Annotated in this window: 18 protein-coding genes; 9 read left to right on the forward strand and 9 right to left on the reverse strand. The window is 32.8% G+C overall.

What is annotated here, in order from left to right; genetic code table 11:
• Window positions 1-23: 23 nt before the first annotated feature.
• Complete coding sequence (locus FG167_RS04670) at window positions 24-6,704, forward strand: choice-of-anchor D domain-containing protein (protein WP_203460261.1); 6,681 nt, start codon at window positions 24-26, stop codon at window positions 6,702-6,704.
• A 256-nt stretch (window positions 6,705-6,960) separates the two neighbouring features.
• Here the strand turns inward: FG167_RS04670 and FG167_RS04675 are convergent, their stop codons facing one another.
• The 4 genes from FG167_RS04675 to gdhA all read right to left on the reverse strand — a co-directional run bounded on the left by FG167_RS04675 (window position 6,961) and on the right by gdhA (window position 13,910).
• Window positions 6,961-9,369, reverse strand: a complete 2,409-nt coding sequence (locus FG167_RS04675; protein WP_203460262.1) for a TonB-dependent receptor — start codon at window positions 9,367-9,369, stop codon at window positions 6,961-6,963.
• Window position 9,370: 1 nt separating this feature from the next.
• A complete protein-coding gene (gene recO / locus FG167_RS04680; RefSeq protein ID WP_203460263.1) occupies window positions 9,371-10,093 on the reverse strand; it encodes a DNA repair protein RecO in 723 nt (240 codons plus the stop codon).
• Window positions 10,093-12,450, reverse strand: a complete 2,358-nt coding sequence (locus FG167_RS04685) for a two-component regulator propeller domain-containing protein (RefSeq protein WP_203460264.1) — start codon at window positions 12,448-12,450, stop codon at window positions 10,093-10,095. The genes recO and FG167_RS04685 overlap by 1 nt, the downstream gene beginning before the upstream one ends.
• Before the next feature lie 116 nt (window positions 12,451-12,566).
• Window positions 12,567-13,910: an NADP-specific glutamate dehydrogenase gene (gene gdhA / locus FG167_RS04690; protein ID WP_203460265.1), complete on the reverse strand. Its 1,344-nt coding sequence runs from the start codon at window positions 13,908-13,910 to the stop codon at window positions 12,567-12,569.
• A 241-nt stretch (window positions 13,911-14,151) separates the two neighbouring features.
• On the opposite strand from gdhA, the gene FG167_RS04695 reads away from it, so the two are divergent.
• The gene (locus tag FG167_RS04695) at window positions 14,152-14,949 is read left to right on the forward strand and encodes a glutamate dehydrogenase (RefSeq protein WP_203460266.1); all 798 of its coding nucleotides are present in this window, start codon (window positions 14,152-14,154) and stop codon (window positions 14,947-14,949) included.
• 68 nt (window positions 14,950-15,017) lie between these two features.
• On the opposite strand, the gene FG167_RS04700 is transcribed toward FG167_RS04695, so the two are convergent.
• Complete coding sequence (locus FG167_RS04700; protein ID WP_203460267.1) at window positions 15,018-16,157, reverse strand: cystathionine gamma-synthase; 1,140 nt, start codon at window positions 16,155-16,157, stop codon at window positions 15,018-15,020.
• 97 nt (window positions 16,158-16,254) lie between these two features.
• Between FG167_RS04700 and FG167_RS04705 the strand changes: the two genes are divergently transcribed.
• Entirely contained in the window at window positions 16,255-16,980 is a 726-nt protein-coding gene (locus FG167_RS04705) for a PdaC/SigV domain-containing protein (RefSeq protein WP_203460268.1), read from the forward strand.
• On the opposite strand, the gene FG167_RS04710 is transcribed toward FG167_RS04705, so the two are convergent.
• Window positions 16,981-17,436 carry a DinB family protein gene (locus tag FG167_RS04710; RefSeq protein ID WP_203460269.1) on the reverse strand — a complete coding sequence of 152 codons (456 nt, stop codon included), beginning with the start codon at window positions 17,434-17,436 and terminating at the stop codon, window positions 16,981-16,983.
• A 74-nt stretch (window positions 17,437-17,510) separates the two neighbouring features.
• On the opposite strand from FG167_RS04710, the gene FG167_RS04715 reads away from it, so the two are divergent.
• Window positions 17,511-17,864 (forward strand): arsenate reductase family protein, encoded by a 354-nt coding sequence (locus FG167_RS04715; RefSeq protein ID WP_203460270.1) that lies wholly within the window; start codon window positions 17,511-17,513, stop codon window positions 17,862-17,864.
• Window positions 17,857-18,750, forward strand: a complete 894-nt coding sequence (locus FG167_RS04720) for a DMT family transporter (RefSeq protein ID WP_203460271.1) — start codon at window positions 17,857-17,859, stop codon at window positions 18,748-18,750. The genes FG167_RS04715 and FG167_RS04720 overlap by 8 nt, the downstream gene beginning before the upstream one ends.
• 2 nt (window positions 18,751-18,752) lie before the next feature.
• On the opposite strand, the gene FG167_RS04725 is transcribed toward FG167_RS04720, so the two are convergent.
• Entirely contained in the window at window positions 18,753-19,232 is a 480-nt protein-coding gene (locus FG167_RS04725; RefSeq protein ID WP_203460272.1) for a thioesterase family protein, read from the reverse strand.
• 113 nt (window positions 19,233-19,345) lie between these two features.
• Here FG167_RS04725 and FG167_RS04730 point away from each other — a divergent pair, with 113 nt between their 5' ends.
• The 4 genes from FG167_RS04730 to FG167_RS04745 all read left to right on the forward strand — a co-directional run bounded on the left by FG167_RS04730 (window position 19,346) and on the right by FG167_RS04745 (window position 22,241).
• Window positions 19,346-20,203 carry a YicC/YloC family endoribonuclease gene (locus FG167_RS04730; protein WP_055444271.1) on the forward strand — a complete coding sequence of 286 codons (858 nt, stop codon included), beginning with the start codon at window positions 19,346-19,348 and terminating at the stop codon, window positions 20,201-20,203.
• A gap of 67 nt (window positions 20,204-20,270) precedes the next feature.
• Window positions 20,271-20,870, forward strand: coding sequence for a guanylate kinase (gmk, locus tag FG167_RS04735; RefSeq protein ID WP_203460273.1), 600 nt, complete (start codon window positions 20,271-20,273; stop codon window positions 20,868-20,870).
• Window position 20,871: 1 nt separating this feature from the next.
• On the forward strand, window positions 20,872-21,450 hold the full coding sequence (gene nadD, locus FG167_RS04740) for a nicotinate (nicotinamide) nucleotide adenylyltransferase (protein WP_203460274.1): 579 nt from the start codon (window positions 20,872-20,874) through the stop codon (window positions 21,448-21,450).
• A 59-nt stretch (window positions 21,451-21,509) separates the two neighbouring features.
• Complete coding sequence (locus FG167_RS04745) at window positions 21,510-22,241, forward strand: hypothetical protein (RefSeq protein ID WP_203460275.1); 732 nt, start codon at window positions 21,510-21,512, stop codon at window positions 22,239-22,241.
• Window positions 22,242-22,557: 316 nt separating this feature from the next.
• Here the strand turns inward: FG167_RS04745 and lysM are convergent, their stop codons facing one another.
• Both lysM and FG167_RS04755 read right to left on the reverse strand, forming a co-directional pair.
• Window positions 22,558-23,055, reverse strand: coding sequence for a peptidoglycan-binding protein LysM (gene lysM, locus FG167_RS04750; RefSeq protein WP_203460276.1), 498 nt, complete (start codon window positions 23,053-23,055; stop codon window positions 22,558-22,560).
• Between the two features lie 177 nt (window positions 23,056-23,232).
• Entirely contained in the window at window positions 23,233-24,195 is a 963-nt protein-coding gene (locus FG167_RS04755; RefSeq protein WP_203460277.1) for a nicotinic acid mononucleotide adenyltransferase, read from the reverse strand.
• Between the last annotated feature and the right edge of the window lie 49 nt (window positions 24,196-24,244).

Consider the following 24,244-nt stretch of genomic DNA (forward strand, 5'->3'; position numbering starts at 1 on the left):
GTTAGCATTAATTAATTATCCCTATGAAAAAGAAATACTCTCTATTATTTATAGCCTTTTTATGTGCTTTTGTGTCTGGTTTTGGGCAGACATACAATCAAATCACAACTGTAGGAGCACTTACCGATGGTAATTATCTAATTGTTGGTGATGGTTACACTAATCAAGGTTTGATGAAAAATACAACTTCTGGTAGTGTACTTATAGATTACACTACAATTACAAGTCCTGGTGCTACAATTACTACTGGATATACAGCTGCTAACGTTTTTATTATTACTGTTTCTGGTGGTAACATTACTATTTACAACGCAAATGAAGGCTATGCTTCTTGGGGAAGAAGTGGAGCAACAGCAAACGATGCAGATTTTTATAATGGCACTGTAGCAAATACAGAAAGATGGACACCAACAGTAAGTGGTGGATTATGGACTTTAGCTAATGTTTCAAATTCAGCACGAATGTTACAATGGAATAATGGCTCTCCTCGTTTTGTTGCATACACGTCAAACCAAGTAAAATTAAAACTATATAAATTAGCTGCACCTGCTAGCCCAAACATTACAGCAACACCAACTACAATTACAGGTTTAGATTACGTTTTTGGTACAGGTCCTTCTCCTTCTCAAAGTTTTACTATTGAGGGAGCTTTATTAACAAACGATATTGTTTTAACTCCACCAACTAACTATGAGATTTCTAATGATGATGCTTCGTGGGTAAGCAATCCTTCCACTTTAACCGTTTCAGAATCTGGCGGAAATGCTAGTCAAACAATTTATGTACGTTTAAAATCTGGTCTATCTGTAAACAACTATGATGAAGTGATTTCTGCTACAAGCACAGGAGCAACAGACGTTGATATTGATTTGGAAGGTGAAGTAAGTGCCGCTTGCTCAACACCTAGTTCTGCCTCAAACCTATTATTTTCAAACATTACAGCTAGTGCAATGGATGTTGCTTTTACAACCTCTGGAGCAGATAATTATTTAGTAATACAAAGTACAACTAGTACTTTAAGTGTTAATCCAACAGACACAAATACTTATATTGTTGGTAATAGTTTAGGAGGAGGAACCATAGTTTACAATGGTTCTGGAAATTCTTTTACAGACAGTGGATTGAGTTCAATTACTACTTATTACTATTTTGTATTTGCTTATAATGATACAGCTTGTGGAGGTGGCCCTCTATATGCAACTTCAGTTTCCAATAATGATACTACTATTAGTGGGCCTTGTTTTACAATGTATGGTAGAAATTTTTCAAACACATCGGGTTATACTGTTAACAGTGGTACTAACGCAAAACGGTTAGCTTCTGGAAGTAGTCCTGGTTCAATTTTTACAGATCCATTACCTGGAGTATCTGGAGATGTAACGGTTCAATTTAATGCTGAAGGATGGGATGGTGATGAAAACCAAGTAACCGTTACCTTAAACGGCGTTTCGCAATTTTTTAATACCATTGCAGATGGTTCTTTTAATGTATATTCAGCATCTTTTACAGGTGTTCCGGCAAACTCTGTTTTAGAGTTTTCTACAGTTTCCGGAAAAAGAATTACTATTGAATTAGTAGAGCTATATTGTATTGCCTCCACACCAGAACCAGAAATAGAAATCCAAGGAAACAGTACAGAAATTGTAAATGGCGCAACTACACCAAACGCTTTAGACGACACCTATTTTGGTAACGTAGCCATTGCAGGGGGCACAGCAGTGCACACTTTTACAATTTATAATACAGGTACTGCAGATTTAACTTTAACCAATGCTAGTCCTTATGTTACTATTGGAGGAGCAAATGCTGGAGATTTTACGTTAACAGCAAACCCTAGCTCACCAATTAGTGACGGAGGAAACACCACATTCTCGATAGAATTTGACCCTAGTGGATTAGGTGCAAGACAGGCAACAATAAGTATTGCCAATGATGATGGTGATGAAAATCCTTATACATTTGATATCGAAGGAAATGGTTCTAATAGTAGTGCTTCAGATATTATAAGTGATTCTGGTTATACATATACTTCAAATATCCCTTATATTAATTTTCAAAATGCAGGTCCTTTTACCAACACCACGGGTAGCGTTGGAGTTTACAGATTTATAATACAAGATGGTGGTGCTTCAACAGACACGGACGCGCTTGGTACAGAACTTACCGATATTACATTTAACGTTGGAACAGCACATATTAATTATATTAGAAATGCTGGTTTATTTAATGGAAACGCTATGCGTGCCAATAATCCTGCCATTAATACGGCTGCAGGAACTATTACATTTTCAGGATTGTCTGGAGCTAATTTTACCGCACCAGATAATGGAACTTTAACATTAACATTAAGAGTTAGTTTTAATGCAACAGTAAGTGATAACGAACAATTACAATTTACAATAAGTAATGCAACAGCAAACAGTACGGGCTCTGTATTTGCTTCAACAGATGCAGGAGGAGCTAATTCTAGTATTATTGGTGATAGAAACCGTATTGAGGTAACGGCAGACAGGTTAAACTTTTTACAACAACCAAGTACTACAAGTACAAATGCAACTATGACTCCTGCTGTTCAAGTGGAAGCTACTGATATTAATACCAATATAGATTTAGATTGGACAGGAAACATTTCTATTACATCTACTGGTACTATGACAGGTGATCCAATTACACAGCCAACTGCTAGTAGCATAGCTACTTTTAATAGTGTTGTTCATACAGTTTCTGGAACTGGATTTACTTTAACAGCAAGTGCTTCTGGTCTATTAAATGGTATATCTAGTCCTTTTGATATTATATTATTCACTTTCAATTCTGGTGATTTTAGACCAAAATATGCTACTGATTTTTCTTATAATGGAGATTGGGAATATTTTAATGGCTCGGCTTGGGTAAATGTACCTGATGGTAATGCACCACAAAACACATCTACAACTATAACACGTATTTTAATTGATCAATACGTTACAGGAGGTGGAAGTGCTAGTAATAATTACGACTGTGATATTTTAGTTATGGCAGGAGGAACTCTTGAATTACTAGAAAATGATAATCCACCTGTTGCTACCGAATTTTTATCAGCAGGAAACACTTTAGAAGTACAATCTACTGCTGAACTAATAATTAGAGGTGATATCGATTTAGCAAGCACAACAAACTTAATCGTTCGAGATGGTGCAAAAATGACTATCGATCAAGGAACCATGACTAATGTCCACCCAATTTGGGATGGCGTTGAGAAGTTTGAAGGAGGCTCTATGGTAGAGATTAATGACTGGGATTGGGGAGCGTCAGCTACTCAAAGAAGTTTAATAAATGTTGCTAATGCAATTACTAATAATGATAATGGTTATAAATTTGGTAATCTATATTTTAATCCTACAAGTTTATTAGACCATTGGACAGTTGTTGGAAGTAGTTTGAATATTAATGTTACAGAAAATGATTTTGAAATAAATAACAATTCTTCTTTTTATGTTTTAGGTATGTCTAATAGAACTGCTAATATCTCTTCCACTTATGGAGGTAATATATTAGTCACTGATGGTGCTTTCACTTTTGGAGGTTCTTTTTCAAATGATACTTTTGACCAAAACTTTTTAGTGCTTGGTAATGTTACAGTTAATAGTAATGATGATTTTTATGTACACCATGCTTTTAATGGTACGCCAACTGTTACTGCAGGAAATTCCCCAGTAATTATTGAAGGAAATCTGGAGATTAGTTCTACAGTTAACACAGTAAATAGTGATGTAACTACAAAAGAGATTATATTTAGTGGTGATAATTCTCATACAATTGAAGTTGCTCCTAATTGTAGTAATGTTCCTTTTGTAATAGAAAGTGGAGATACTGCAACCTTATTAAATGAAAACTTAAAGTTTACTGGAGATTCTAGTATAGAAGTTGAAAGTGGAGCTATTTTCGATTTTAGCTTTAATGGTACAACTGCTCTAGAAGTGCAAGACATATCAGGAGCTAGAAATAGATTTACGCAACTAGATGGGGCAACTTTATTTATAACACATCCACAAGGCATTTGGGATAGTAGTACACAGGGTAATGTTGAAGATTTTGCTGCAACGAATACATCTTATGGTCAAACCGCAACATTTCATTATGTTGGAAGAGAAAATCAAGTTACTGGTGATGCTTTAACCACGGGTTCTACAGGAAAACTAGTTTACGTAAATCTTATAGATAATACCAAAACACTTAACTTAAGTAATAATATTGGTATTGCAAACGCAATAACGTTAGACTCTAATGGTGGTAAATTAGAAATTCAACAAGGAATTGTTATCGGAACCAATACTGGAGATTTTTCTGGAAGTGGAAGATTGGTAATGACGGATGGTGAATACAGAATAAGTACTATTACTAATACGCAATTGACAGATTATTTACCGCAATTAAGTAACTACAGTAGCTACTCCTTAACAGGCGGAATTGTGCATTTAAATGGTACAGGAACAGATAATACACAAATTTTATCTGGAGTACCTAATTATGTAAATTTATCCTTTAGTGGTTCTAACGTTTTAGAAGGATTACCTCCATTACCTCCAGGATTACCAACATACAAGGGTATTAGTAGTGCCGCAAGTGTTTCTAACAATATCACCATATCTGAAGATGCTATTGTAGATATCAAAAACTGGTCTTTAGGTGGTTCTGGCACAAATTTAATCATGGAAGATCAAGGTAGATTTATAATGGCTGGGGCTGGAACGAAACCAGATGCTACTGGAAATTACTCCTTTGAACCAAATACAACTATCGAGTTTAATAGTAATGGAGGCTTTGAATCTGTTAGGTTATCTAATCCAGTGCCTGATTATGCAAACATTGTAGTTTCAGGTGATAATGTAGGAACCATTGCAAATGGTTCTGGACCAAACTCCTTTATTCAATTTCAATCTAACGGTTCGTTTACAGTTACCGGAACAGGTACTTTTAAACAATCTAATACCAATGGTTTTTCAGGTCTTGCAAACACTTCTTTAAGCAATGCGAATAGCCCTATAATTACGTTACTTGATAATTCTACTATTGAGTATCAAGGAGCAAATCAAAACATTACACCTTTTAGTCCGGAGTATAAAAATGTAACTATTTCTGGAACTGGAATTAAAACCTTAGGAAATCCTACAAATATTTTAGTTGGTGAAGATTTAAATATGGTAGCTAGTGCCTTAACTATTAATTCTCCTGAAGTTTTAACGGTAGATGACGGTGTAATTGTAACTGGTGGTGATTTAACTATTGAAGACTCTGGTAGTTTGATTCAAATAAACGATACAGATACTAATAGTGGACCAATAACCATGAAGCGTAATGCTAATATTAGAAAATTAGATTATGTGTATTGGTCATCCCCTGTTGATGGTTTTTCTATCAATGATGTTTACGGTGCAACTACACCAACAAATAGAATTTATCGTTGGAATCCAACGATTGCAAATCCAAATGGCGGACAAGGAAACTGGGTATCTGCCGCTGGAGAAACTATGCAAAGAGGTGTTGGATATATTGTTAGAGGTCCAGAGTCTTATACAACAACTGCCGCAAACATAACATCCACTTTTAATAATGGTAAACCTTTTAATGGAGAATTTACAGTAGATGTTTTTAGAGGTAGTGATGAAGGAGAAGAAGATGATGATTGGAATTTAATAGGAAATCCGTATCCATCTGCTATAAATGCGCTTTCGTTTTTATCAAACACTGTTAACACCAACGTTATAGATGGTTTTGTTAATATTTGGACACACGGCAACCTGCCTTCGAATGGAACTATTGATCCTTTTTATGATAATTTTGGTTCTAATTATACCGCTAATGATTACATAACACATAACGGAACTGGAACTACTAATGGACCATCAGGGTTTAATGGAGACATAGCAGCTGGGCAAAGCTTTATGGTTAATATGTTAAATACTAGCAATGATAAAGTAGAATTTAAAAATGATATGCGAAACAAAGCATATGTTAATTCAGACTTTTTTAGAAATGAACAAGTAGATGAAAAACATCGTATTTGGTTAGATTTAGTTTCTGAAAACGCATCTACAACGCGTATTTTAGTTGGTTATGTGGATCATGCAACACAACAACGTGATCGTTTATATGATGCGATTACAGATAATCAAAACTTCTATTCTTTAATTGACAATGAAAACTTTGTTATACAAGGTCGTGCATTACCATTTGATGATGCTGATAGCATTCCATTAGGTTTACATGTTCCTTCTCAAAACAACCACACTATTGCTATTGCTGCAATAGACGGCTTGTTTGAAACCGAAAACCAAACCATTTATTTAAAAGATAATGCCTTAGGATTTATTCATAATTTAAGTGAAGCTCCTTATACTTTCACTTCGGAAACTGGAGAACACAACGACCGTTTTGAAATTGTATTTAAAGAAACTGCTCTTTCTATAAATGAAAACGAATTAAACAGCGCCTTTACCATGATAGAACAACCAGATGGCACGGTGAAGTTTAGCACTTCTAATGCTTTACAAATTAAAAATGTAAAAGTATATGATGTATTAGGTAGACTACTATATAACCTAAACGGAAACAGTAGTACAGAAATCTATACTTTAGATAAACTAAGCCAAGCTGCTTATCTTGCTAAAGTCACTTTATCTAATGATGTAGTGATTACTAAAAAGGCTATTAAAAGAAACTAAAGAGTATTACTTTCTATACTTTGTTTGCATATAGTCGAAATAACAAAAAGCCTTTCTTTTTTAGAAAGGCTTTTTTGCGTTAAGGATGGAAATGGCATCCTTTTTATGTTATGAATATGTGTTTTAACAGGTAGTATAGTTGCTGTTTTGTATTATGCTTATCCTACTCCTGAAAACATAAAAAGATATAATGTACAGCCTGGTATTACGAAGCTTAAGCGAAGTAATAAACGCCCAAATTAAGCCAGCTATACAATTATAAAGAATAGCTCACTGCTATAATTAAATTTCTTCCTGGAGCAGCAATACCAGAGGAATAGGTCTTATAACGTTGATCTGTAATATTCTCTAAACTCGCGGTCACTGTAGTATTTTTATAGACCTCCATTTGCGCACTAAAATTTAGTGTATACCAAGAAGGAGAATATGGATTTCCGTTGTTATCTAATGCATAAATATAATCTTTTTCTATTTCTGAAGGCGCTAAATCTAGAAACGATAACTCGTTATTATATTCTGCAAAAGCATCTAATTTTAGTTTATCCGATTTCCACGTAAGGTGTGTATTTCCAAAATTTGGTGCAATATGTCTTACCGGAACTTCGATGTCATGATCTTCTTCGGTACCACCAATCACATTGTATTGTGAGCTAAACTGTATTTTTTTAGATAGATTGACTTTCATACCAACTTCAAAACCATAAATCCATGCTTTAGATGCGTTTTGCATGGCTTGCACCTGACTTAGTTCGCCATTGTACATGATTTCGGTTTCGCCATTTAAGGTGAAATCGCGTCGTACTAAGGCATCGTCTAAATAGGTGTAATAGGTTGCTAGATCTAAAATGAATACATTATTGAAATCTAATTTCAGTCCTAATTCACCACTATAGGCGTATTCTGGTTTTAGGTTTTCGTTTGGTACCACTACTGCTCCTGGTTCGCTGTCAAAAACTTTACCAACATCGTCAATATTTGGTGCTCTAAATGCGGTAGATGCGTTCAATTTCCATTGTATAGTTTTATTAGGCAACCAACTTATTCCTGCGGTTCCTGTAAATGCGCCAAAGTCACTTTTAGTAGTATCGAATGGCAAATCTAAAAATACATTGTTTTCTGTGAAATCTGCTTTATAGGAAACGTGGTTATAACGAATACCCGATTGTAAAACAAACTTGGTATTTGGTTTATACTTTAAACTCGCATACGCTGCTGCCGATTGCCAACTAGAATTATCTGGATACCTGGTTACAATCGCTTCGGTTTCGTTGGTTTCTATATTTTTTGCGTATGCTTTAGAAAACACTTGATTATAGACATATTCTACACCATAGAATAGTTCTGTTTTCGGGCTTAATCGTTTTTCGAAATCCAGATTTGCAGAATAGGCATCTACATGCTCTTCGGTATTATCTTGAATTGTGGATTGAAAATCTCTATCGATTCTGCTTTCCTGAAAGTTTTGATATGCGGTTACAAATTTTATTTTATCGTATAAGTCGGAACCACTACTTAGTTTCGTTAATCCGAAATGAGACATAAACCATTTTTGTGGGCCGTAATCCCATTGTGCAGAACGTAAATCATCACCTTTATAACGTATTAATCTATCGTATCTTGGGTAATCTGAAGTTGCAGAATAATACAAACCTAGATCGAAACTTAAATCATTGGATGCTTCATAGCGTACTTTTTGCATCAGATTAATTTGATCATAACCTGTGAATTTTTGAATCTTCGGATTGCTATTTGCTACCATAACATCTTCACCATTAATGGTCTCTACGTATTCTGGTCTTAAGTAATCATCTGGACCATGAGACCCCATTCTTAAGTCATCAAAATAGGTATAACTCGCATTGGTAAAAAACGCCCATTTTTTGAGTCCGATATTAAAATCCAAATGCCCTGTTTTTTCATTAGAAGCCGAAGCATATCTAACCGCAGCGTTGGCGTTAAATTTAAGAGAGTCGGTATACGATAATTTTGGTGTTTTGGTATAAAAGCTCATCACTCCACCAATAGCATCACTACCATAAATAATAGAACCAGCACCAAGCGTTACCTCTGTATTTTGAATGCTAAAAGGATCTACAGATATTACATTTTGAAGATTACCACCACGAAAAATAGCATTATTCATACGTACGCCGTCTACAGTAAGTAGTAGTCTATTGGTAGAAAAACCTCTAATCATTGGGCTTCCTCCACCTAATTGACTTTTTTGAATATATACTTGACCAGATTGTTCTAATAAATCGGCACTTGTTTGCGGATTGGAAAACTGAATATCTTTAGCACTTATATTGGTTATTTTTTGCGGAATATCTTTTTTACTCTGTTTAAATTTGGAAGCAGATACTACCACTTCTTCTAAATCTTGTGCATTAGCAGTAAGTGCTACTTTTGAAGCTGTTATTTTAGACTTTAAAATAGAAAATACATTATAAGAAAGGTGTTGAAAGTATAAAATATCGGAAGCCTTAAAAGCATCTAAACTTGCTTTACCATCTAGATTGGTAATGGTACTTTTCGTTTTACTTTGGTTATATATAGCAACACTTGGCAAGGTTTCGCCTGTTTCCTTATTTATAACTGTTATTTGTTGTGCTTGGGTAAAAAGGCTGGCAAAAAGGCAAAAAATAAGAATACAAAAATGCTTCATGTTAGGTATTAAAAACTTGATTAAAAATTTCTAGGGATTTCGGTTTCTTGAAACTCCCCAAATGTAAATCAAAATACAACAGTAACATAGTTAAAAAAGCCTGCCTTTGTGTTGCGTTAATTTTAATTTCAGATAAGTCATCAAAAATTGTGCCTAGCAACTGTTTTAGAAGCGTTAAATTTTCTCCGGAAGTACTATAAAAATCTGTTGGTTTTTCTTGAAATCGGCCATCTTTTAAATTAAAAAAAGCAGCGTTATTTAGGTTTTGTTCTGGATAAAACCCAAGGTGCTTGGTGAGCTTCAATAAAAACAATAAATGAAAATTAGAACAGCTACGCTGCATATCCAGCCATTGCAAAGTGGTTTCTAAATACTCGTAAAGCGATTCGTTTTTTTCTTCTTCTTGAAGGGATGTAGATAATACTTCCGATAAGAACATAACAATGGTACTTTTTAAAATATCATTGTGAAGGGTAGCATAAATAACATGCGGTTTTACTTCCTTAATATATTGAAGGGATCTATTGTCTTGGTATGTTATTTCTAATTGAAGCTGTGTTAGTAATTGAAAATATGCTTTTTTTACCTTGCCTTTTTTAGATTTTAAAATGCCTTTTTGCAAAAAACTCACGACGCCAAATTCTCTGGTATAGCATTTTATAATTAAATCGTTATCGCCATACTTTATTTTAGATAAAACAATGGCGTTGGTTTTAGCAATCATTATCTAATGACCATTATTTTTAAAACTTTAGTTTCGAAAGTATCTAAGTCGGAAAGCATTACTAAATACACACCAGAAGCTACCGTATTATTAGATAAGTTTCTACCATTCCAAAAAGCAGTCCCTCCATCTATTTCTAAATTATACCCTTTATATCTTGAATTGGTTCTGGTTTCTGCTTCTGCAACTAAATTACCCTCAATGTCAGTAATTTTAATGTTTACGTTTTCTGAAATATCCTTAATTTTCACTTTGTCCTGATCCATATTAAATGTAGGTCTAACAGGATTGGGGTAAACAAAAGCATCGCTTAAATTTTCTAAAGCAGAAGATCCGCCAGCTTTAAAAGATACTAATCCTTTATCTGTTGCTACATAAACGGTTCCATTAGATGAATCTATAGACAAATCTATTACGTTATTTGTTGGCAAAGGTGAATTATCTTTGGTAAAATGGTAAATGGTTTCTTGTCCGTCTGATGAAAAATAAAACAAACCAGAATCTAATACACTAATCCATTTATTATTAGCACCATCTACTTCAATATCTGTAATAAATTGTTGGAACAATAGTTCTTCTGCCACACCTTCTTCTAAAATAATAACAGAACTTACCTGAGAATTTGGGTCTGTAAAAAAGGAAGACGTATTATATAAAACTCTTAATCCTTTGTCTGTACCAATCCATATTTGATTACTATTATCCACTGCCAGCGCTGTAACGATGCTTGAAGGCATGTTGTTTTGTTCTTCAGAAAATATTGCCGCAGTTTTAACGTCTGCATTATTTTCATTATAACCAATAATTCCTTTAAAATAACCTCCTATCCATTTAGTTCCATTATTATCTATAACCAACTCACTATAGCCCCATTCATCATTAAATGGATCTCCTAAAATTTCTGAAAAAGCATAACCTTGCCATTGGTTAGTAGAGGGGTCATACGATTTTAATGGCCTATCTGCTCTTCCTGTCATAGTCCACAACACGCCATTTCTATCAAAATTAGATGCACTTTGACGTATACTTCGTGAGTTAGGGTTATTAGGGTTTACAAAAGATTCTATACCACTATTCGTTTCATCCAATAAAATTATTGGCACGTCATTCTCTACTTCTAACAATCCGTCTTGAAAAGAACTTATAAATACATGATTTTCTACAAAAGGGTTAACAGAAATGATGTTTAAATTTCTAGCTCCAAGCACACTATCAAAAGGAACATTTTTCCATTCTTCCTTTTTTAAATGACTAAAACCTCTTGATCTCAGAGGAAAAGGATTATAAGCCAAAGTATAATCACCATAGGTAACCCAAAGATTATTAGCAGAAGCTTTTATAGAAAAAGCAGAATTAGAAAGCGGACCATTAGGTAATATTACTTCAAAAGTAACAGGGTTTAAAATTAATGTTTTTATTAAACCCAAGTCTGCAGTTCCAATATACAAATACTCGTCATCTATTGTAGCAGATGTAAATTCTGTATCTAAATCAGCACTGGTAGATACTTGTGCTATTTGTGTGAAATTACCATCATAAACAAAGACATCATTTTCAGTGGTTACAATTAAATAATTATTAACGCTTCTAAGGTCTACTTGTTGATCATCATATACTACGAGTCCGGTTAGTGAATCATCAGCTTCAAACTGCAAAAAGGACCTATCAAATTTACCTGCATATAAAATATCATTGTTTTTTTCTATTACCAAAAAATTCCCTGTAGCTATGCGCTCCCATTCTTCATAATCCACTAAATTATTACTACTTAATGGCGCTCTTTTAACACCATTGCCATCTAAACATGCAGCATAAATAAAGTCATTATAAACTACAGTTTGCTTTACTCTTATTTGAGACCCTTGACTACCAATATAATATGTGTCTCCAAACTCTAAACGATCTAAATCATAAACAGAAATACCGTATTCTGTTGCAATATAAACTAAACCGTCATGTTCATTAAAATGATTAATAAATTTATCTGTAGGAGGTATGGTTGGTTTTTCAAGTATATCTACAATAGTTAACACATCGACATCCATATCATCAAAAACAATCTCTATTAAACCATTTTCATACCCTACAATTAACAGTTCATACGCTTCACTGTAATGAATTTTAGAAATTGTTTCACCAGACAAACCATTAACCGTAGTTATTGTTTCAATTTCATTGGTTTCAATATCATAACTAAAAATTGCATTTTCTGCAGCTGCATATATTTTATTATTACCCTGAGAAACATCTTTAATGTCATAATAAGAAAAATACCCTTGCCATTCCGCAGAATAGTCTTGTGCAAATGAAAATATTGGGGATATAAAAATTAGAAATAGTGCAATTTTTTTAATCATAACTTAAATCTTCAACTTCAAATATATTTATATCTAACGAGTTTTGTGTTAAAATAATATATTAAAAACAAAAAGCTTCCTGGTTAGGAAGCTTTTTTTTTATAATAAATAAAATGTTATACTACACCTTGTGCTAACATAGCATCTGCTACTTTTACAAATCCAGCAATATTTGCTCCTTGTACATAATCTACATAACCATCTTCTTGTGTACCATAAGTAACACATGATTCATGTATATCATTCATGATTTGGTTTAATTTAGCATCTACTTCTTCACGTGTCCAATTGAAACGTAAAGAGTTTTGACTCATTTCTAAACCAGAGGTAGCAACACCTCCTGCATTAGACGCTTTTCCTGGTGAAAACAACACTTTTGCTTCTTGTAAAGCTTCAATTGCTTCTGGTGTTGTTGGCATGTTTGCTCCTTCTGCAACTGCAATAACGTTGTTGTTTATTAAAGCTTTTGCTTCATCTAAATTTAATTCATTTTGCGTTGCACATGGTAATGCGATATCACAATTTACACTCCAAGGTCTTTCGCCTTTATGAAAAGTTGCGGTAGTATATTTTTCTGTATACTCACTTATTCTTCCACGTTTCACATTTTTAACTTCCATTATAAAAGCTAATTTTTCGGCATTAATACCATCTGCATCATGAATATATCCTGAAGAATCAGACATAGTAACAACTTTACCACCAAATTCTGTTGCTTTTTCACAAGCATATTGCGCTACATTACCAGATCCAGAAATAACCACTGTTTTTCCATCAAACGAATCCCCTTTCGTTGCTAACATATTCTTAGCAAAATACACGGTTCCATAACCTGTAGCTTCTGGACGTATTAAAGAACCTCCATAAGAAATTCCTTTTCCTGTTAAAACACCGGTAAATTCATTACGTAATCTTTTATATTGACCAAACATATAGCCAATTTCACGACCACCAACTCCAATATCTCCTGCAGGAACATCTGTATTTGCTCCTATATGACGAAACAATTCACTCATAAAAGATTGACAAAAACGCATTACTTCGTTATCGCTTTTTCCTTTTGGGTTAAAATCACTTCCTCCTTTTCCTCCACCCATTGGCAAAGTGGTTAATGAGTTTTTAAAAACTTGTTCAAATCCTAAAAACTTTAAGATACTTAAGTTTACAGATGGATGAAAACGCAACCCTCCTTTATAAGGTCCTATTGCAGAATTGAATTCTACTCTAAAAGCCCTGTTAACTTGGGTATTTCCTTGATCATCTATCCAAGGAACTCTAAATATTATTGTGCGTTCTGGTTCTACCATACGCTCTAATAACATCTTATTTTGGTATTGAGGATTCTTCTCAATAAACGGAATAACCGTTTCTGCTACCTCATGAACAGCCTGCATAAACTCTGGCTCATGACTATTCTTTTCTTTTACTATATTTAAAAAAGCTTCAATTTTATTTTTCATTTTATGAAATTTTGAGAAATATTATATATCTAATTATACGTGCACAAATATACATTATCTTTAAAAATTATATGCTATTTTTTTCTTTTTAGCAATGCGTATTGAATAATAATTTATTAGATTTGGTTGTTACCTCAAGATATAACAACAATAAATCATCGTTTTATCTGATAAATTTGCTGATTTGGCGTTAATTTATATATTTGCTGTACGTATTTTGCTCTAATCTTGAAATCATACCATGTTTAATTTGAAACAATTAACCCTTATTTTGTTCTTTATTATAGGAACACACGCTGCCGTATCCCAATTAGGGTTTTCGCATGAAATAGGTATCATTGCTGGCCCTGTAGCTATGCAATCAGATTTTGGAGTTAGAAATAATTTTGAAACAGATGCTGGAAATACAGGTATAGGTATTGGTCTAGTACACTATATAAACTTTGCTTATAGAGCAGATTGTAACTGTTATTCTACAGACACTTATTTTAACGATCACTTTAAATTACGAAGTGAACTTTCTTGGAATAAAACAAAATTAGATCATTTTGGACAATGGGTAGATAATCCTGGAGCAGGTTACGATCAACTTAGAACACATCACGGAGAAGCAAACAATTTTGATATTGGTATGCAATTAGAATACTTTCCTTTAAGTATTAGATCTTTTCAAGGTTTCGCATATAGATTTGCTCCTTTTGCTAGTTTTGGAGTGCATTACACTTCCTATAACCCTAAAGTATATACCGATGAACCTGGTGGAAATATTCTAGACCCAAATAATTTTTTCGGTCCTTGGGTAAATGGCCAAACTTCGGTTTCCGATGTGATTAGCGATGCCTCTGGAAGTACTTGGTCTACGGTTGCGAGTGTTGGAGTACGTTATAAACTTAATGTGCTTTCCGATTTAATGATCGATTTAAGAACACAATATTTTTATAGTAACTGGGTAGATGGATTAAACCATACCTTAGATTCTAATAAGGCTAATGATTGGTTATTATGGCTAAACTTTGGTTACATTTATTATTTAGACTAAAAAATTTAAAATCATAAAACAAAAAAACTCTAGCTAATCCTAGAGTTTTTTTTGTTTGTAATATAGTTTTACCCTAAAGCTTGCTCTAAGTCTGCAATCAAATCTATAGCATCTTCTATACCAACACTCAAACGGATAAGAGAATCTACTACTCCTGTTTTTTCACGATCTTCTTTTGGTATACTTGCATGCGTCATACTTGCAGGATGACCAGCAAGAGATTCTACGCCACCAAGCGATTCCGCTAGGGTAAATACTTTTAATTTTCCGACTAATTTAATCGCTTCATCATAATTATTTCCTTTTGTTGTAAAGGATACCATACCTCCAAAATCACGCATCTGTGTTTTTGCAATTTCATGATTCGAGTGATTTTTAAACCCTGGCCAATACACATTTTCTACCTTGGAATGTTTTGCTAAATATGTTGCAATAGCTTTACCATTTTCACAATGGCGTTGCATTCTTACATGCAGTGTTTTTATTCCTCTTAAAACCAAAAAGCTATCTTGAGGACCACAAATTGCGCCACTTGCATTTTGAATAAAGTATAATTTATCTGCTATATCTTTATCTTTTACTACTAAAGCGCCCATTACCACATCACTATGTCCACCAAGATATTTAGTTGCAGAATGCATTGCAATATCTGCTCCCAAATCTAATGGCTGTTGTAAATAGGGTGTGGCAAAGGTATTATCTACAGCTAATAAAATATCATGCTTTTTAGCAATTCCTGCAGCGGCTTTAATATCTATAATATTCAACATTGGATTTGTTGGTGTTTCTACCCAAATAAGTTTTGTATTAGCATTTACATAATTTTCAATATTACTAACGTCCTCCATCCCTACAAAGTGGAACTTAATACCAAAACCTTCAAAAATTTTAGTAAATAAACGGTAGGTTCCTCCATATAAATCGTTAGTAGAAATCACCTCATCACCAGATTTTAAAAGTTTTAAAACTGCATCTATTGCTGCAAGACCAGAACCAAATGCCAATCCGAAGTTTCCGTTTTCAATACTAGCAAGCGCATTTTCTAAAGCATTTCGAGTAGGATTATGACTTCTGGAATATGCATAGCCTTTATGTTCTCCCGGAGCAGTTTGCACATAGGTTGTGGTTTGGTATATTGGAGGCATTACTGCACCATAAGCCGGATCTGGCTTTTGTCCGCCATGAATTGTTTTTGTATTAAACTTCATTTGTACATTTATTTACAATAAAAATACCTTTTAATTCGTTGGATTCAAACCGAAACAATACCTTTAATCTATCTTTAACTTTTAACACATTATTATATTGAAATTTATTCATTTACTTATTCTGTTCCTAGTTTTTTCTTCTTGTAAAAAAGAAAGTGCAACGCTTACATTTTCTGAAATAAATATTTTAAAAGAAACTACAACTACTATAGAAATAAATATGCCTAAAGCAATAGGAAAAGGGCAAGCAGCAGAAAAAATAAACACCACACTTAATACTTTTGTGTGTAATGCATTGCATATTGATGCTTCTATGGAAAAAAAAGAAACCCTTGAGGAAAGCATACAAGATTTCAATAATGCGTACGCTAATTTTAATACATTTATTAGTGAAGAACTGAAAGAAGAACTTCCTAAATGGGAAGCTTTGATTGATGGTGAAGTTATTTACAACAAGGTAGATTTTGCTTGTATAGCTATGAATTCTAGTATAAATACCGGAGCAGCAAACAGTAGTTTACTATTACGTTTTTTTAATTTTGACACCAATACAGGAAACTTATTAACTACTAAGGATTTAATAAATAATGTAGAAGAATTTACCACTTTGGTAGAAAAATATTATAATAAAGAAGTAAATTCTACATTTACAGATGCCGATAACCTTTTAAACGACAACCAATTTCAACTCCCAGAAACTTTAGGGTTTAGTGAAGAAGGCGTGATTATTCTATATGACAATTTTAGTGTTGGTGCTTTTGAAAAGGAAATTGTAGAATTTACCATTCCTTACCAAGTAGCAAACACGTATTTAAAAATATAATTATATCGACTTTTTAAGCGCTAAAATATAACCTAAATGAATCCCTTCATGAAAGGTATTAAAATCTATAGCTTCTTCCACGTTTGTTAAAGTGCTTTTTGTAGACACGGTATATTCATTATAACTTCTAAAAAGTTTGTTGTTATAATCTTCCTTTGTTTTTTCAATTGTAGAAAACAATAAACCTTTAATTTCATCCACTTCCGCTTGAGTTAGATCGCGTTCCGTTTTGGTTCCTTTTCTATAAGCCTCTATCATTTCATCACTTAAAACGGAAGGCAAACCAGATAATTTGTACACCAATAATTGTTGGGTAACAATAGTATGTGCAATGTTCCAAATGATATTATTATTAAAACCTTCCGGAACTTTATTTAGCTGCTCCAAAGTATGGTTTTCCATAATGGATTCTAATAATTTTCTGTTTTTCAAAGTAATATCAAAGGCCCAATTCATGTTTCTATTTTTTGCTTAAAAGTAATTATTTTTTTAGTTTAAATGACGTTCTTTGTTACTTAAACCTGTACAGCATGAAAAAAGTATACTATCTAAAAACCTGTAGTACTTGTATTCGAATTTTAAAGGAATTAAACCTTCCTTCTGATTTCATCTTACAAGACATTAAAAAAGAGAAAATTACAGCAGATCAGCTAGAACAAATGAAAGATTTAGCTGGAAGTTACGAAGCACTTTTTAGTAAACGTGCTACCTTGTACAAGAAAATGGATTTAAAAAATCAGACTTTAACCGAAAAAGATTACAAACACTACATTTTAGAGCATTACACCTTTTTAAGTCGTCCCGTTTTTATTATTGATGATGCTATTTTTATAGGAAACTCTAAAGCAAATGTGGAAGCAGTAAAACAAGTTTTAAATGCATAAAAGAACCTTTGCCTTAATTGCTGTTTTTTTGGTACAACTACTTTATGGTTTAAACTTCACTTTTGCAAAGTTTATCATGAATGAAGGCTACATAAAACCTTTTGGACTTGTTTTGCTACGCATTATTGGAGCTGCTATTTTATTTTGGATTTTGGATGCTTTTATGCCAAAAGAAAAGATAGATAAAAAAGACTATAAAATCTTTTTCCTAGCGGCCGTTTTTGGTATTGCAACAAACATGTTACTATTTTTAGGAGGCTTAGAACTCACTACACCCATTCATGCTTCGGTAATTATGATTACTACGCCAATAATTATATTGGTATTTTCTGCGCTATTTTTAAAAGAACGAATTACAGGCCTTAAAATAACAGGTATACTTTTAGGCTTTGCAGGAGCAATAGTACTTTCGGTCTATGGTAAATCGACGCGTCTTGGAGATAATGTGCTTTTAGGAAATGTGATGGTTTTTGCCAATGCAGTTTCTTATAGTATATACATCATTATCATAAAAAAACTTACCGAAAAATACCATCCTTTTACTTTTATTAAATGGCTATTTGTAATTGGATTTTTTATGGTGCTACCTTTTGGATATCAAGATGTGCAAGAGATTAAATGGGAAACTTTTTCTCCTTATGTATACTTTTCTTTAGGCTTTGTAATTATTGGAGCTACTTTTTTCACCTACATGTTAAACCCTTTAGGTTTAAAAAACCTAAAGGCTTCAACAGTTGGAACCTTTATTTATCTACAACCAGTAATAGCAGGAATATTTGCTATTTCTATGGGAGTAGACACTTTAAACGTTGTAAAAATAGTAGCGATGCTTCTTATTTTTTCTGGCGTATACTTAGTAAGTAAAACTCCTCGATTAAAGGAGTAAAATTATAGCACTAGATTTTTTGGAGCTCTACCATTTGCTCTAGTATCTTCTTTGGTAAGTACTTTGTAGTTCTCCGATTTTGGAAAAGCATTAGCCAGATCTAATAATACATCTGGTAAATCTGTCATTTTACGCGCTCTTAGGTCAATCCAAGCACCCATCATTTCGCAAAACGCGATGTTTTCGCCTTTATGATTATAAAAATTATGATCGAATTTAAAAAACTTTCCGTCTTCACTTAAACCAGAAACTTCTAAACTAACCGTAATAGGTTGCCCCATAAATGCTTCTTTAAAATAATGCATGTGTTCGTAAAAAACCACTGGACCAATATTATGTATCGCTAACTCCTTCATAGTAAAGCCATGTTCCATTAAAAAAGCCATTCTAGTATGACTCATAAAATTAGTGTATGCCGAGTTTGCTAAGTGTCTATTAGCATCTACATCACTCCAACGTATTTCAAATTGTTTTGTGTACATAGTATAAATTTTGAACAACAAATCTACATAAATATATTATGCATGCATACTATAAATTGTGTTTTCTAAACCTATTGTTTTCGTTACCTTTGTAAAACTTAAATAAAAATCCTATGATTCATTCTATGACAGGTTATGGTAAATCTGTTTTGCAATTACCAACAAAGAAAATCACTTTAGAAGTTAAATCTCTAAACAGTAAAAACCTAGACTTAAATGCTAGAATGCCTTCCATTTATAGAGAAAAGGAGTTAAGCCTTCGTAAACTTATTGGTAAACAACTAGAGCGTGGAAAAATAGATTTTTCGATTTATGTAGAAATGACAGGAGAAGAAACTACAACGCAACTTAATAAACCTGTTGTAAAACAATACATGAATCAGTTACGAGAAGTAGTTGATGGAGACGAAACCGAGTTATTAAAAATGGCTGTTCGTTTTCCAGATGCTTTAAATACTGAAAAAGCCGAGATAGACGAAAACGAATGGAGTACTATTTTAGCCGAAATAAAAGTAGCTTTAAGCAGAATTGATACCTACAGATTAGACGAAGGAAAAGTTCTAGAAGCAGATTTTAACGATAGAATTGCAACCATTGCAAACTTATTAGAACAAGTTATAGAAATGGATCCAGAACGTATTGAAGGGGTTCGTGAACGTTTACGTAAAGGGGTAGACGATTTAAAAGAAAAGGTAGACGAAAATCGTTTTGAACAAGAACTGGTTTATTACATCGAAAAGTTTGATATTACAGAAGAAAAAGTGCGTTTACAAAACCACTTAGAATATTTTGTTTCTGCTTTAAACTCTGACGATTCTAACGGAAAAAAATTAGGCTTTATTGGTCAAGAAATTGGTAGAGAAATCAACACTATTGGTTCTAAAAGTAATTATGCGCCAATGCAAAAATTAGTGGTTCAGATGAAAGATGAGCTAGAAAAAATTAAAGAACAATTACTAAATGTACTTTAATAAAACAAAGCGCATTCCAAACTAAATATTACACTGAGGTTTTCTCAGCGATTAAAAAAAATAGGATTTGACTAAAAACAATACAGAAAAAGGTAAACTAATAGTGTTTTCCGCTCCTTCAGGATCTGGAAAAACAACCATTGTTAGGCACTTATTAAAACAAGAAGCATTAAATCTAGCATTTTCTATTTCTGCAACTTCAAGAGAAAAAAGAGGTACCGAAGCACATGCCGAAGACTACTACTTTCTATCGGCAAGTGCATTTAAACAACATATTAAAGACGACGATTTCTTAGAGTGGGAAGAAGTATATAGAGATAATTTCTATGGTACTTTAAAAACCGAAGTAGAGCGTCTTTGGGCATTAGGTAAAAATGTGATTTTTGATATTGATGTTTCTGGTGGTTTACGTATAAAACGAAAATTCCCAGAAGAAACATTATCTGTTTTTGTAAAACCACCAAGTATTGACGAGTTAAAAATTAGGCTTAAAAAACGCAAAACCGAAACTGACGATAAAATTAATATGCGTGTAGCAAAAGCGAGTGCAGAACTTGCTACTGCTCCTCTTTTTGATATTATTATTGAAAATGATAATCTAGAAAAAGCATTATTAGAAGCAGAAAATTTAGTTGGTGATTTTGTAAACCCTAAAAAAGAAGCTTAAAATGAAAGTTGGTTTATACTTTGGGTCTTTTAATCCTATTCATATTGGTCATTTAATACTTGCTAATCATTTAGCAGAGTATAGCGATTTAGACCAAGTATGGTTTGTAGTAACACCACACAATCCTTTTAAAAAGAAAAGTACGCTGCTAGATAACTACCAACGATTAGAAATGGTGTATCAAGCAACCAAAGATTATATAAAACTTAAACCTAGTGATATTGAGTTTGGTTTACCGCAACCAAATTACACCATCAACACATTAACGCATCTTCAAGAAAAACATCCAGATCATGCCTTTAGTTTGATTATGGGAGAAGACAACTTGAAGAATTTTCATAAGTGGAAAAACTACGAGCAAATTCTAGAAAACAATGCCATTTATGTGTATCCTAGAATTTCGGAAGGAAAAGTAGCAACACAGTTTGATAACCACGAACGTATTCATCGTGTAGAAGCACCAATAATACAGCTTTCTTCAACCTTTATACGCAAGTCTATTAAAGCAGGTAAAAACATCAAACCCATGCTACCAGAACATGTTTGGGAATATTTGGATGAAATGAATTTTTATAGGTAGATGAATTTATTTACACGGATTTTTTAAATATTTAAAATCCTTAATCCCTTAATTGTTAAATGAAAAAAATCATACTATTTGCATTAATTGCATTTCAATTTTCCTGTAATTCTGACGATTCTGAAACATCACAAAATAATACTCCTTTAGGTAAGCTAATAAAAATAGAAACTACTTTTACTGCTTCAGGAGAAACGGATGTAGTATATAATTCATATAACTATAATGATTCCGGTAACCTTTCTGAAATTAATTCTGAAATTGACAATACCACAACATTCGTAAGGTATTCTTATAATGACGAAGGGCAAATATGGAAAGAAAACTTAAGTGATGGATCATTTAGAGAATACCAATACACTAACGGATTAATAACATCTATTACCTTTTCAAATTCGGATACTAACATAGTACTTATTAACGATAGCAATTCACAACTAATACAAAGTAAATACTATAATGGAAGTATATTTCTATCAGAAAAAAATTACACAAATGATAGTAGTGGAAATGTTTTAAGTATTGAAAATGGCACTTCATTAACCACTTACACCTATGACAATAGGAATAACCCACTTTATGCAGCTTATCAAAATCAAGAATTTAATAAAACATTCCATGTGTTTGCTTTAGTTCCTCCTACAAATACAACCAATAATATTATATCCAAAAGTGGTTCTTTTAATGCTACTTTAACACATACATACAACACTAATGGGTTTCCTATAACAACGCAAGAAGTTCTACCAAATGGAGATATTAGATCTGTTATTTATACCTATCAAGAATAATTTTATTTAATTCCTCTTTATTCAGATTAAAAAAAGGGGATAACTATTATAGATTCCTGCCTTCGCAGGAATGATCAAACCCATGCTACCAGAACATGTTTGGGCGTATTTGGATGGAATGAATTTTTATAGGTAGTTAAACTCTTGTAAAAAGGATAGAACGGTATGTTTGAAATCCTTTTTTTTATTTCCAAAAAAAAGATTGAGTAGTGAAAGCCTGGTTTTTTTCCTTCTAAAAAAATTTGCCCAAATTATAAACATAAAAAAAACGCCAACATTTAGCTGGCGTTTTCTAATTTATATACTATTACAGAACTTAATCTAAAGCAGGAATACGTAAAACTTGACCTACGTAAATTTTATCAGGATGCTCTAACATTGGTTTGTTAGCTTCAAAAATAACAGGATACTTCATTGCATTACCATAATATGTTTTTGCAATTTTACCTAGAGTATCTCCACTTACAACTGCATGAAATTGTGCTACAGGCTCTACAACCTCAACCGTCATTTTATCATCAACAGTTGCAATACCATTAGAGTTACCTACTACTAATATTACTTTTTCTCTTGTTGCTTGATCGTGTGCCATACCAGAAATGGTTGCTGCATCATCATCAATAAATATACTTAAATCTTCTACTTGAAGTTCTAAATCCCCAATGGTTGTTTCTAATCTTCTAGCAACTAATGCTTCTTCTTTTAACTCTTCTGCATTTGCTGCTGCTAATTTTTCTGCTGCTTCTTCTTCCGTTGTTTTTCCAATTCCGAAAACTTTTGCTCCTGCATTTTTAATAAATGAAAATAATCCCATAATGTTTTTTGTGTTTAATTTTTTGTTAATAATTGTAAAGTTAAAAAAATAGTTCCTAACTACTATTAATGTTAACAACTAATGTGCCAAAATCTTGTAAAAAGTGAAACCGTCTAAAAATTTCTTTTTAAACGGTTCCTCCATGAACTAACCAACCAAAATTGTAATATGCTTCTTCTATTTTATACGAGTATTCTCTCTTATGTTATCTTTTTTTGCAGCACGTTGTACACGTTTCTTTTCTGCACTAGATTTTGTTTTATCTGTTGTTGTACCTGTTTTTAAATACTGTATGTAGCCTCTTCCTTTAAATTCATATAAGGTTCCAGATGCATTGTGAAACAATTCTATGGTACTATCATTTATAACGCTCAATTCAAAAAACTCATTGTCAAAGTAATCATAATCTAATGTTAATGTTTTTTGGTATAGATTTCCGTTTACATCACCAATGCCATAAATCCCAGAGTAATCCCAATACAAATTATTAATATTCATTCCTGTAGCGTCTTGTGAGCTTCTAAAAGTAGATCCATTTCCACCAGCTAAAAACTGCATGTAGTTTTCATTATCAAATTCGTTTAAAGCGCCATAGTTGCTTGTATATGTTTTCTCCCAAGCTTCATATTCTTGCATGAAATAATGAATGTTATCATAAAAAACAAAGTCATAGTCAAAACTTGCTCTTTGGTAACCATGTAAAAAATACGAGGTATCATTATATGGATTATACAATTCTATAGTATTATAATCTATTTTGTACACATCAAATGTTTCAAAACCATCTATATCATGATCCACATCTAAAATCATATTATATGCATCATAATAACCAACAGGAATTCCAAAACCATTTCCTTGGCTACCTATTCCTACTAAATTATTATTAGCGTAAAGCAATCCATTTCTAAAAGATATAGTAAAGGCTGTTTGTAAAAAACGGGTTTCCCCATATCCTATGGTTTGATTAATATCTACATACCATAATTCATATGAATTTAATAATTCGTTTATAGAAATTGTTGGTGCTGGATTATTATAATTGCTGTTGTAATCATCTACATAAACATCTTCATGATAACAAGAGGTAAATAATAATGCTATAATAGCAAATACCGAAAGTAGTTTTGTCGTTTTCATAATCGTTCATTTTAAAGTTAATACTTTTAGGTATTCAAAACGCATGCCA

It is taken from the genome of Lacinutrix sp. WUR7 (assembly GCF_016864015.1).
Lineage (GTDB): Bacteria > Bacteroidota > Bacteroidia > Flavobacteriales > Flavobacteriaceae > Oceanihabitans.